This is a genomic window from Roseiconus nitratireducens, from assembly GCF_008629675.1.
GTDB lineage: Bacteria > Planctomycetota > Planctomycetia > Pirellulales > Pirellulaceae > Stieleria > Stieleria nitratireducens.
The window spans coordinates 1-12,497 of record NZ_VWOX01000039.1; the positions used below are offsets into that span (position 1 = coordinate 1).

Here is a 12,497-nt window from a genome sequence, read left to right on the forward strand (position 1 = left end):
GTCGGATGATCAGAGCAGAACATTGCATGCGGTCTCGAACTGTCGACGGTGATGACCAAAGCGAACCGCCAAATTGATCGTGCTGTTCAGCTCGGGATCGCGTGGATGCGGCCTGGCGCGATGCGGCTCAAACCAGAAGCCATGTCTGCTGGTCATGACACTTTCCGACTCGCGTAACCAACGCCAACGGATGCAAAGTCCCGCGGTGCTGTCACTAGCCGGTTCGATGATGACCGTTAAATGCAACTGCAGGCAATCAGCACCGTAGCCAACGCCGGCGAATGGCCCGCCCCACACGACCACCGCTAGCCGGTACGATGAGGTCGACGGAACAACCGCTGCCGAGACCAGCACTGCCCGAAACCGACCGAGGCAGTCGACGAACCATCCGATGCACCCGAGTCCGCGAGTCGGGGCGTTTCGGCAATGGAAGATCAACCGCGCGGACCGGGTGATCGGTAACGTTCCCCCAAATCAATTGTACGCTGAATGCGTTGGGTGCTTTCAATTGCGTTGGCCATTCTCGTCTTCCCTGCTGGTGTGTGGGCCTTTCGGTTCGCGAAGGAGGTCATCGGCGTTCCACGCGAAGCATACGCATCTGATTGGACGGCTGCCTTCATCATCGATCACATCCGAACATCTGGGGCTTGGCCAACAGGCTGGGACGATCTGCACGACGAATACGATCGACTTGCGGTTCCGCAACATTACGCTTGGACCTTTGATGAGCTCCAAACACTCATCGACGTCAACTGGGACTCATCGATCGACGCGATTCGCGAATCTGATGTACCGCATGACAACGTACAATTAACAAGCGGTCGGCAGGTTAGCTACAATGGCGATCCCGATGTGCTGATTCATGACTTCGTGCACACTGGCAGTGATCCACATCAGATCCGACGCCGTATCGGAGAAGTGGGGGAACCATCCGATGCACCCGAGTCCGCGAATGTGGGCGTTTCGAAAATAGAAGATCAACCGCGCGGACCGGGTGATCGGTAACGTTATCGCAATCAAGAGTAATTCATGGCCAACGTCATACGATTGCTAACTCTTTCGTTTTGCATCACGGCGTTCACGCATCCTTGCGCCGCAGATGATCCTGTTCTTGGTCCGCCAACGTGGATCATCGAGGCGCGCATGGAATCCGATGGCCCGCGCGGACAATCAGTGTTGATTGGGACTGTGCTCGATTGGAGCGAGTCGCGACAGTCGTGGACCCATTCCGGAACTATCCAGCACGAATCGAAATCTGTTGATGCCTCAAGAACAAGATCCCGGTCGATCTTCATGCTCACCTCCGATCGTTTCACAGCAACGATGAACACACTGAAATTTTCGCGACTCGACGGTTCCATAATCGATCCGGATGATCTTCCGGACTTGCTTGCGGCAAAGCGGGCTGTCGCATTCGTGCCCAAAGGAACTGGCATACATTCTGCGATTACGGCGGCAATGCATCCCGATACAATTGTCATCACACGTGTCAGCTATCCGTCTGATCCCGTCGTGATTCCACTCCCCGAAAAGCGATAACCAAGCCGTGCACCTGAGGACGGTTTGCGCGGTTTTTGAAGTGGAGAATCAATCGTCCGTCCCAGGTGATGGCAACCGTTCGTCACTCAATATAATGCTTCGCTTCATTTGCCTTTTGCTGATTGCCACCACCACTGCGTCATCGACTGCAGTGGCGTGCATTAATGAATACGGCACAACCGCATCAGGGGATGCGAGATTGCGCTCGCATAGTCGTGTCCCGTCAGCGATCCCGATCAACGTCGCTCGATATCGTGCCCAGGTCGAGGAACTGACTCCAAAAGTCCAAAATGCGCCGACACACGAAGACTTGTCAAATCTTGCCGTCGCGCATCTCTACCTTGGCGATACCCAGCGTGCGATTGAATTGTTGCTACAGGCAGAGTCGATTACCCCAGGCGAGTATGTGGTTGCCTCAAATTTAGGGACGGCCTATGAACTTGCTGGCCGGAACGAAGAAGCACTCACGTGGATTGAAGAGGGTATTCGTCGTAATCCCTCCTCGCACGTTGGCAGCGAGTGGGTTCATGTTAATTTGCTTAAGGCAAAAATGGCCCTAGAAAAGGACCGAACCTGGTTGGAAGAGAATTCGGTAACCGGCTTGGATTTCGGTGACGACGCCATCCCGGTCTTCGACGCATCTGAGTCTGCGCCGAATTGTCCAGGATCACTGACTGATATAGCGATTCATTTGGACTACCAGCTCTACGAAAGGCGCTCTTTTGTTCCTGGTCCAGATCCAATAGTTGCCGCGATGATGTTCGATCTCGCAAATGCAACCGCGTTGGCAGATACAATCGAGGACGCAAAACCGATTTACGCTGCTTCTGTCGAACTCGGTTATCATGATCCAGCTTTCGCTCTAGAACGCCAAGCGGCTCTTGAGGGCCTGGAGTCTAGGAACATCCTTTCCGGTTGGACATACGATACGCTTGCCTTGAGTGCGGTGCTCTTGCTTGGAGGTCTTGCTGTTGCCGGTGCCGTACTTTGGCGATTCTCGCGAACTAGTCGAGCGACGAACTAATCGATGCACCGGAGCGGCGGAAATGGCCGTTTTTTGACCACTCATTCGATCCTCGCCGCCCGGTGGTCGTCGCCGTTCGTCGGATGATCAGAGCAGAACGTTGCATCCGGCCCAGAACTGTCGACGGTGACGACCAAAGCGAGCCACACAAACGATCATGCGGTTCAACCGGGGATCAGGTGGAAGCGGCCTGGCGCGATGCGGCTCAAACCAGAAGGGACGTCTACTGGTCATGACACGTTTCGACTCGCGTAAGCAAAGCCAGTTGATGCAGCGCCCCACCGTGCTGTCCCTACCCGGTTCGATGATGACCGTTAAACGCAACTGCAGACAATCAGTCTCGTAACCAACGCCGGTAAATGGCCCGCCCCCACACGACCACCGTTAGCCGGTACGATGACGTCGGCAGAACACCCGCTACAGAAATCATCACTGCCCCAAACCGACCGAGGCAGTCGACGAACCATCCGATGCACCCGAGTCCACGAGTCGGGGCGTTTCGAAAATAGACGATCAACTGCGCGGACCGGGTGATCGGTAACGTTATGCCTCTAAACGCGTTAATTACGTGACACCCTCCCAATTTTCCCGTTCCGGACACGAATGCAGTTAGAACTCGTGTTTTTCTCGAGACCTCTGTCTCACCCAATTCGCTCGCTTCGGTTCCAGCCTTTAGCGCTCAATTCAGGAAAGATACCAATGGAAGCCCCGAACACACAGGATGATCCAATCGAACATTACACAGGAATGGGCGTCGCCTTGGGTACGGCTTTTGGCGTGGCCTTTGGCGCGGCCCTCAGCAACTCGGGTACGGGCATAGCACTGGGTGTCGCGCTGGGTGCAGCTATAGGAGCAGCAATTGGTTCCAGTGTAAAAAAGAAACAGGACGAAGCGGATGAAACGAACTTGACCTAAAGAAATGAGTGTCAACAACCAACGCGAAAGAACGGCATATCAATCAAATGCACGGAAGTCGCCGAGTTGGGTCCGTCTTGAGGTCGCGTCGTCCGCGTCGACTCGGTGATTTGTAACGTTATCCAAATCAGTCCATGCATACTTTGATAAGTGAGCTTCTATGACGACAATTGGCCTCCTCCGGCAAGTCAGGACGCTCATGCGTCAACCCATGCTCAAGCTTCGTGTCGAACTTAAGAATCTCGAAATGGTCTACGCGATCTTACACAGCCTTGAAACCCACCTTCGAACGCGGATTGGCTGCCTCCTACTCATTTTTGCCGGCGCGTGTGTAAGCGTCAGTGTCCAGGCCGGTGATCCGGTCCCCGACGCCGCGACCCGAGAGACCGATCGGACTGCAGCCGAGATGCAGTTGTCGCTGAGAGTTTTGCCTGAAGTGTATCGGTCGACCAGTCGGTCGATCGTGCGGATGGAAGTGGACGCCAACGACAGTTGCACCGGGGTCATTGTCTCGGCGGACGGGCATATTCTGGTAGGCAATGGCCTAGCGGGACTGTTCACCGATATGACGGACGCCAAAGTCCATCTCAGCGACGGACGAACCGCCACCGCTAGACTTGCCGGATGGTCGTCCGAATGGCGACTGAAAATTGCCAAGATCAACGAACCGGGACCCTGGCCGGCGCTACCGCTCGGCTCGACGGCGATGCTGAAGGCCGGAACTCCCTGCCTGCTGATTGGCTACCCAACCCGCGGTGACACCCGTTACGACTTGATGCCGATGCTCCGGCTCGGGCGTGTCGACCGAACCGTTCCGAAACGCTGGTTGACGACCACCGGATTTCGGGGCGTGTGGGAGTACCCAGCGGTCGTCGGATTGGATGGCCGTCTGCTTGGAATCGACACTTGCCGTAGCGACTCGCAGAGATACGTCACCTCGGTTGATGTCCTGGTCGAAAACCAAAAGGATCTGTTTGCGGGCAAGAACCTCGATTGGGTTCGTTACCCTCCGGTTGCCGGTTCCGTCTTCGAGCGCGGTGCCAAGCGTTCCAGTGAACTTCCGCTCAAAAATACGACCGACGTCCTGGGCGAGCCTGGACCGCCGAAGCAAATGGACGCATCGGAGTTGTCCGAGGTGCAACAGATCGCACAGCGGACGACTGTTCGATTGGTGTCGAGGGATCGGTTGCTTCCCGGCACAAAGGAGCCCCGACGCTGGAGCGGTGTGATTGTTTCGCCGGACGGCTACGTGCTGACCTGTGCCCATGCCCGACAATTGCCGGGGGAACGGTTCACCGTGCGGCTTTCGGACGGTCGCGATGCCGAAGCGGTTGCCCTGGGGACCAACCCAATCTCCGACGTCGGTCTCGTGAAGATCACCACCCCGGGGCAGTGGCCATGGGCGCGGATGTCTGAATCGTCGAACTGTTCTTTCGGCGATCCAATCGTTATCGCTGGCTATCAGGCAGGACAAGCGGTGCAGGATGAAACGGGTCGGTGGACCAATCGATGGTTGATGGACCGAAGGCCTGTGATCGGTTCGACCACCGTGGAGGGACCAACGCGCTTGTTATGGTCGGTTGATTTGTGGAGCGGTCCCGCACCCTTTCTCAAAGCCGGAATGTCGGGCGGGGGCATCTTTGATCGCCAAGGACGATACGTCGCCACGACTTCGGGCCTCCGTTCTGAATTGGCCAAGCGGCAATGGGACGATCTGGAACGCATCGATTCGATTGATACCGCAATCGGCTTGCCGCACCCATTGCGGGAGCGTTTCGACTCGCCGGGTCGCTCGGTCGCCGAATCGGTGGTGGAGGTGTTGGTTGATTCCAAACCGGTCGGCGTGGGCACGGTCATCTCCTCGGACGGATGGATCCTCACCAAGGCCAGCGTTCTGACGGGAACGGCAACTTGCCGGCTGGACGACCGAAGCGTCGTTGAGGCACAGAAGCGGGCCGAGCTGCCGGAGCACGACCTCGCCCTTTTGAAAGTCGATCGTCGCGGCATGGCAGCGGCTGAGCTTTCGGATGATCCGTCGCCCGGTGTTGCAGAGGTGCTTTGCGCGGTCTTGCCGGATCAAGAACTCAAGCCGGGCATCGTCTCGATCGACACTCGTCCGATCCCGCTGGAACCACGCTGGACCGGCAATGTGGCCGAGGACACGGCCGACGGACCGAAGATCGCCCACCCCACCCGCTCTGGGCAGCAAAACACTGAGAACCTGAATCTCACCGGCACCGAGCTTCGTTGGGACGACGTCATTATCTCGATCGATGGACACCCGACATCCGACGTCGCCACCTTGAAAGAAGTTTTGACGACGGAACTGTCGGACTACCGAACCGGGGATCTGGTCACGGTCGAGTTGATTCGCGGTGGTTCCCCCCGAAGCGTCCGGACGTCGCTGCCGCCGGCGACGGTGGTCCACAAGTACCGGATTGAGAAATACGACAGTCCGCGACGCTCCGGTTTTGTCGGGGCGTTTGACAGCGACATCGAACTGGCGATCCGGCAGGTCGGCGGACCCGTGATTGACGACCGGGGTCACGTCCGTGGCATCGCGATCGCCAGCCGCGGCCGCGATGAAACCCGACGTGGTCCGACAACAGTCTTGCCGTCTTCGGTCGTTCGACAAGCGATCGAGCGTCTGATGGCAGGCGTGAAGGATGACTGATCGGCCAGCTCGGCGACCGGTCCCGCTAAGGTCGCTACCCCCACCACGCGGGGGAAGAAATGCGGGCGTGGGCAAGGTTGTATTGCTGGGCCAGAGCGGAAGTAGCGGTAAAGGGTCGAATTTTGACTGCGTGTGACAGCGTGTTCCAAACCTCAGAGGAGCGCTCATGACGCCCGACTCCGACGTTAACCCCTTCGCTCCCTCAACGAAGCTGGCCGAGTTGGAATTGATTCCTGGCACACCAGAGCGGCTGGTCGGACCGTATCGCGTGGATCTGTGGGCTGCTACTACCTTCTTAGCGACCCTGCTTAATGCGTCTTCAATTTGGATTTTCTTTACCAATGGGACAGGAGCGATCCTCGAACCAATTCTAACTCCGCTGGCACAACAGTCAGCTCTTTGGATTCCGGTCTATTGTTTTGCTGTTCCCTTACTGATTCCGTTCATGCCAGATACGGTTCGGCAGACATTCGCGGCATTGTTCATTTCGGTCGGTCTTATCTTTGGCATCAATAACCTTTGCGGTCATTTTCTCGGTGCGTTTGTCTTCGTGAACACTTTCGGATGGTATCAAACGGTTGTTTGTTGCCTCGTCATCGCATTGCTTGTATTTGCCCAGTGTGTTTCACGTTCAGGGCACTTCGCACGCCTCTGTCACTTCACTGCCAAATGGGCGACAATTGCGGTTTGCGTTCACGGATTCTTCTTTTTGGTGAGTCGGACTGTTTGACCGGAAGCCGGATAGCAAGGCGATGAACGAAGTCGCGGAGTCATCGTTTGTGACAGTTGAGAATCAATCGCCGCGACTCGGTGATCGCCACCGTTCTGCGTTTATCGTCATGACCCATACCTAGCGAAAGGAAAACAATCCATGTTTCGATCGAGACCGATTCGGCCCTGTGAGAGAGCCCCCTTCGCATTCGCACTTTTGGCATCATTCTTCTTGTCGCCATTCGTGTGGACGCCCGTCGCTGCCGAGACAGATGATAGTACGCCACTTAATGTGGCTGTTCGAGAGCACAATGAGAAATCCAACGACCTACTCACCGTTGACGAAGTGGTCAGGGCTTTATCGAATTGGGATCCTTCTGAATACACGGTGTCAGAAGAATCAAAGCCTGTCTTAGAAGAGGCGTCAAAAATATTTGAAAGAGTTGCCTTAGCACGTCAATTGCCGCCGGGGTCATTGTTCTACAGGTCTATCAACTGGACCAGATCGAAAGATGGATTGACGGAAGTGAAATCGACCGATCTCTGCTTGGGAATCAAATCAGCACCGAACCGCATGGACTCTGTCGTCATTCGAACCGAGCCTGGGGAAAGCCGGCCCGCTCCGGCAGATGGATTCCAATGGAAACTTGCACCCAGCTATCCAGAAACGAGTTTCGTCAACAACTCCCATAACTTTTTCGTCGCAAGGAATCGTGAACAAGAGGTGACGACAATTTGCTGTGCACTTTCACTGAATGAATTCCACAGTGACGCCAGACTTGTCGCGTTTGACGGTCAGGGAAAACGGATGGCAGCGCTTGGAGTTGGCGGCGAAATCTTCGATGGTATCAGGATGGAAATGTTTCAATTTCCGGATGGGACTGAGAACGTGACACTCGTCGGGATCGAAGTGCCAGTCGCTCCGTAGATCGAAGAGCGCAGAACCACCCGATGCACGACGAGTCGCCGAGTGGTGGTCATTGAAGTGGAGGATCGCGTGGGGCGACCGCGTGATCCGTGACGTTATCCGACCTAAGTCGAAATACGGCGGCTGTTTCATATGCCCAAAGCGGTTTCAATCGGCGAATTACTTGTTCTGACCGGAGGAATCGCTCTCTGGATCGCATGGTTTCGCGGCCCACCTGTCGAATTGGGCGGTTGCATTTCGGACAGGCCCACGAAAGCCATGCAGCGCATTGATGCATACCGTATCCATGGAGAGGCCGACTATTGGCGCTGGTTCCGGCGTACAATTTCGGCGTCGCCATTTGCGGCTGTCCCGGAATACTCTTGGAGAGTACGAGACGAACAATCGGACTTACTGGTGATCCCGGTGTCTGGATGCCCGGCAAAGCTTCAAGCACGTAGCCGACTCAATGGTTCCCTCGTGTTCATACGACACGATTATGTCGAGGCGTCTACCGCCGCACAGCTGCTAATCGTCCCATCCAATGCAACTGTGGTTCGTGGAACCTTTGCGTTTCCGGTCATTGCCGACGGGCTGATCGTGACGTTGCCGATCATTCTCAGTGTAGTTCTTCGGAGACAGCAACGTCGGAGGCGCGCACGTGAAGATGGCGGATAACCATCCGGTGCACCCGACGGGCGAAGTTGGCGTTTCAGGAGGTGAGGACTTGGAGCGTGATCGACTCGTGTTGGACGGAGTTCTCGTCGCACCATGACCTGACGAACCGAGTGACGAACTAAAGTCGTGGAGTCGTCATTCTTGACAATGGAAAACCAATCGCCGCGACTCGATTATTACGGGCGTTCTGCCAAATACCCACACGTCGTGAGGTTCCAAATGAGATTTCTTTGCCTCGCCGTTTTGGTGGCAATCTGCCCATTCACGCCATTTGGAGCCGAGCTAACCGGTCAGGATGCAACGCCTGAGTCTATCTCTCGGCGACAAGCCAATCAGGTTTTTGTCAAAATCATCTTGCCAGTCACCGCGCGTTGTCCGAAGCAGGATGGCCCCAAGATTGAAGCTTGGGTCGCAGAGCAACTCAACCGATTACGCGTGACTGACTATTTCGCCGTCACAAACTGGGTGCCTATCTGTGATGAACTACTTTCGGGCGGAAGAGTCGATAATCGCGTATGGGGTGGCAACCTTGACAATGCCTCCTTTTGCCCTGTCGGCGGTGACATCCCTGAACGCAACAGCGACGGGGTTTTGATAACCGTTGGAGGCTGGGCGCCAGTAGCAGGGTACGAGGCGAGAGTCAGGCTGGCAGATGAGCCTGGCACTCGATCTGTTGAGCCGGTGCTGGTTTATACCGTCAGCGGTGAGAAGTTGAAGATTCGGGGCGAAAAGCCGATGGCTTATGTTGCTTTCCTGATTGGACCGCCTCCTCTGGAGGGTGACAAAGCTAAACCAAACAGGCAGAACGAAGCGGTGAACGGGAGCCGCCGATCGAACGAGTTTTGAAATCATGGTCTCCTGGCGGCGACTCCGTTACCGGCAACGTTCCCAAAGCGAAGATGAAGAACCGCAATGCAGCGTTGATCGCTCTCGCCGCCTTAGTTCTCCTTCTTGGATGGTCCGCGTACGTGGTCGTCGATGCCGCACGGCATCGAATCGCCAATTCCAATGTGTCTCATCAAATGCGTGGTGACGCTCAATCAGCGTCGTACCCAGTTGTTCTTTCGCACTCGATTCTCAACTCTGCAGGAGAGCCGCGAATTGTCCTGCTTCACAGATTGACGAAGCCGATGCGACCTGCAAACGGTCCGCCCTTCAAATGGATCAACCGACTCGCAATCAATCCCGACGGCTCGAAACTCGAAGAACTTCGAGTCTGCGGTGATTTGGTGTGGGTTCATCCATCCGGAATACAGTTCTATTTCACCACCGACGATCAACCATTGCACTTTTCCTGCGGGGATGAGGATAGCGTTTCATCGCTTGCTTCCCCGGAGGATCTTTGGACCACCGCAACGTCGCTGCAGTCGCATAGAGTTGGGGAACAATGACATGCACCGAAGGACGCGAGCCGAGCGGTTTGGCAATGGACAAGTTTTTTCGCGTCCTCGGTCATGTCCGCCGTTTCCCGATTAGACGATGCAAATGGATACCGATCCGTTTACCCACAGCATCTACTGTGGAATACTTACGCAGCAGTCGATCGACCGGATCGCAAAATCGCTCGTCGACCGTGGATGGTGCGGACGGATGTGTTCATGGACGGAACACGAACCGACCTGAGATGATGCTGAGCTAATTTTGATGCCATACGATCCTCCGCTTTTCTCGGGCGGCATCCGACCCGGTCCGGATGCGCTGCGTCGTGTTCTCACGGACCTGCAAGCGATCCATGTCGACTGTGACTACGAACTGTACGATGCCGAGAATCAGTTGATTTCGCAGGGACGCATTTGCAAATTGGCTTCCGAGGACCGGAATGACGGATAACAATGGGATTCACACGGAAGCCGCGAGTCAGGTCAATCGGAGTGGTCTGAGTCGTTCGCGCGGACCCGGTGATCCCCGACGTTACACCACCGCCACCGTAACAATCACTGGAAAACTTGATGCACTTTCGAACTTTGCCAATGACATTGCTCCTGGTTTGCAACTCCCTTTCGGTTTTTGGGGAGTCGCCTATAGCGCCGGATTTCCAACCTGGTGAGCTCTCGTTTCTGAAACCGGGACACGCTTACATCGTGCGATTCTCGTCTGGCCGTGAGCTGTTCGAGCATACCGAAACCGGAATGACGGAAACATTCACGCGGACTCCAAGTGGTAAAAAGGAGAACGTGGAGCCGCGTCGCTACAAGATGAGCATCCCGCTCAGAATCTTCAAAGTTGTCGAACGAGGCGGCGGGCCCTGGGTCCTCATGGAGCATCCGAGTTCATCGGAGGACTACGCCCGCTGGAGCGGAAAACATCGGGCCATAGCCATACTGTCATCAAAGCAGTCGCCCGTTTCAGAAGATGATCCAGATGCTCAAGATCGCCTCAAGAGATTACGCGAGGCGGCAGCCCGCAACATGCCCACGACACAGACCTGGATCAATCTTGATCATGCAATCACCATTGCCGAGGTGTCGCTCCGCTCGCTGGGCATCGGCTCGGACGATTAACGGCGTAACAGTCGGATGGACGACGGGCAGCGAAGTCAGGTTGTTTGAACTGGATGATCGCTCGTCGCCGGCGCGTGATCTGTTCCGCTATCCGACCGGGATCGGCGCATTGAACTCATGACCGACGATTCACACGTTACGCTGATAACTAAACGCAACTGGGACAGGCTCCTGCTCCCGGTGGTCGGTGTATCCCTTGTGTTCGCTGCTCTCTTCGGGACGCTTACCGGCTTTTGGCGTGCATTCACCCTGCCGGGATTTACGCTGACGATCTGGCTGTTCCTTCGTTGCACGACACCCGCACGAGGAACAAAGGCTGTGACGATCAATGGCAACCCCAAGGTCAAAGCCCTGCTAAAGTGGCTGTCCTTCTTCATGCTTTTGACGGCCGGTTGGATGTTCGTCGACACAATCGTGATTGGCAATTCAATTCACGCACCCCTGTCGATGGCGCAAATCTTCGTTTTCGTCCTATTGGTTGGGCTGTTGCTCGCCGGTGTGTTCGTGATCGAACGTCGTTACCCAACCAAACCGAAGCCCCCATCAAGTGGCGGATAACCATCCGATGCACACGAGTCGCCGAACCGGGCGCTTTAACAATGGAAGGTCCGTCGCGGCGACCGGGTCGTCGGCAACGTTATTAATGATGGCAGCATGTGCGCACGCTCCGGCAGTAAGTTTTCAGCATGAGTGAATCAGGCCCTGATTTGCGGCGCGGGTTCGAGATTCGATCTTCGATCCCGGTCCTGCGGATGTACGATGAAGCCAAAGCGACAGCATTTTATCTGGCCTATTTGGGCTTTGAGATCGACTGGGAGTCTCGGTTTTCGCCAACGTCACCTTTGTATATGCAGATTCATCTCGGAGATGCCATACTTCATCTCAATGGGCACGCAAAGGAGGACGCGCCGATTTCTGAAGTCAACATTCCAGTCCTCGGATTGCAAGAGTATTGTGACTATCTGAATGCTAAAGGAGCGGATTATCCGGAGGCGGTTGCCGTGGATCCACGATATCAGGGGCGGAATACAGACTTGAATCTCTGGGACCCGTTTGGCAACTATCTGGTCTTCTGCTCGCAGACGACAGAAGTTAGAGACAAATGATCACCATGCGGTGAACGGGAACCGTCGATGACGCGGGTGTTGGAATCGCAGTTTTTTGGCGGCGGCCCGTTACCGCCGTCGTTCACCGACTGAATTTGACCAAGAATGATCGACTCGCATTGCAATTCCTGCCCTTGCCATGCTTTACCACGGCATCCCGGTCTTGTCCGGAAATCCCGGGGCATTTGGCATGTGTCTATTCGGGCTACTTTGCGGCCTTGCAATCGGATGGATACACGGTGCGGTTCGGCTACGGTCATTTGAGAATCATGGTTCCGTCAATGATGTCGCGATACCATACATTCCGACTGAAGATGGAAACCCATACCGTCCTCCACAAGCCGGGTAACAACGCGGTGAACCGAAGGATGGAATTTGGCATCTTGAAAATGGTCAATCAATCGTCCGTGCTCGGCGGCGGCTGACGTTCGTCGAGTAGGTA

At 55.6% G+C, this 12,497-nt stretch carries 14 protein-coding genes; all 14 read left to right on the forward strand.

Annotation, left to right across the window (positions count from 1 at the left end; all coding sequences use genetic code 11):
- Positions 1-489: 489 nt before the first annotated feature.
- Positions 490-1,005: a hypothetical protein gene (locus tag FYK55_RS28225; protein WP_150079967.1), complete on the forward strand. Its 516-nt coding sequence runs from the start codon at positions 490-492 to the stop codon at positions 1,003-1,005.
- A 24-nt stretch (positions 1,006-1,029) separates the two neighbouring features.
- Entirely contained in the window at positions 1,030-1,539 is a 510-nt protein-coding gene (locus FYK55_RS28230; RefSeq protein ID WP_150079968.1) for a hypothetical protein, read from the forward strand.
- A 40-nt stretch (positions 1,540-1,579) separates the two neighbouring features.
- A complete protein-coding gene (locus FYK55_RS28235; protein ID WP_150079969.1) occupies positions 1,580-2,563 on the forward strand; it encodes a tetratricopeptide repeat protein in 984 nt (327 codons plus the stop codon).
- Positions 2,564-3,262: 699 nt separating this feature from the next.
- Complete coding sequence (locus FYK55_RS28240; protein ID WP_150079970.1) at positions 3,263-3,478, forward strand: glycine zipper domain-containing protein; 216 nt, start codon at positions 3,263-3,265, stop codon at positions 3,476-3,478.
- A 199-nt stretch (positions 3,479-3,677) separates the two neighbouring features.
- The gene (locus tag FYK55_RS28245) at positions 3,678-6,152 is read left to right on the forward strand and encodes a trypsin-like peptidase domain-containing protein (RefSeq protein ID WP_161604813.1); all 2,475 of its coding nucleotides are present in this window, start codon (positions 3,678-3,680) and stop codon (positions 6,150-6,152) included.
- 166 nt (positions 6,153-6,318) lie between these two features.
- Positions 6,319-6,882, forward strand: a complete 564-nt coding sequence (locus FYK55_RS28250; RefSeq protein WP_150079972.1) for a hypothetical protein — start codon at positions 6,319-6,321, stop codon at positions 6,880-6,882.
- Positions 6,883-7,080: 198 nt separating this feature from the next.
- A complete protein-coding gene (locus FYK55_RS28255) occupies positions 7,081-7,791 on the forward strand; it encodes a hypothetical protein (RefSeq protein WP_150079973.1) in 711 nt (236 codons plus the stop codon).
- Positions 7,792-8,667: 876 nt separating this feature from the next.
- Positions 8,668-9,294, forward strand: coding sequence for a hypothetical protein (locus FYK55_RS28260; protein WP_161604814.1), 627 nt, complete (start codon positions 8,668-8,670; stop codon positions 9,292-9,294).
- Between the two features lie 53 nt (positions 9,295-9,347).
- Positions 9,348-9,839 carry a hypothetical protein gene (locus FYK55_RS28265; RefSeq protein WP_150079975.1) on the forward strand — a complete coding sequence of 164 codons (492 nt, stop codon included), beginning with the start codon at positions 9,348-9,350 and terminating at the stop codon, positions 9,837-9,839.
- Between the two features lie 253 nt (positions 9,840-10,092).
- Positions 10,093-10,278, forward strand: coding sequence for a hypothetical protein (locus tag FYK55_RS28270; RefSeq protein WP_150079976.1), 186 nt, complete (start codon positions 10,093-10,095; stop codon positions 10,276-10,278).
- Between the two features lie 140 nt (positions 10,279-10,418).
- Positions 10,419-10,949, forward strand: a complete 531-nt coding sequence (locus FYK55_RS28275) for a hypothetical protein (protein WP_150079977.1) — start codon at positions 10,419-10,421, stop codon at positions 10,947-10,949.
- A 117-nt stretch (positions 10,950-11,066) separates the two neighbouring features.
- Positions 11,067-11,507: a hypothetical protein gene (locus FYK55_RS28280; RefSeq protein WP_150079978.1), complete on the forward strand. Its 441-nt coding sequence runs from the start codon at positions 11,067-11,069 to the stop codon at positions 11,505-11,507.
- A gap of 128 nt (positions 11,508-11,635) precedes the next feature.
- The gene (locus FYK55_RS28285) at positions 11,636-12,055 is read left to right on the forward strand and encodes a glyoxalase superfamily protein (protein ID WP_150079979.1); all 420 of its coding nucleotides are present in this window, start codon (positions 11,636-11,638) and stop codon (positions 12,053-12,055) included.
- 119 nt (positions 12,056-12,174) lie between these two features.
- Positions 12,175-12,480 carry a hypothetical protein gene (locus FYK55_RS29330; RefSeq protein WP_161604817.1) on the forward strand — a complete coding sequence of 102 codons (306 nt, stop codon included), beginning with the start codon at positions 12,175-12,177 and terminating at the stop codon, positions 12,478-12,480.
- Positions 12,481-12,497 lie beyond the last annotated feature (17 nt).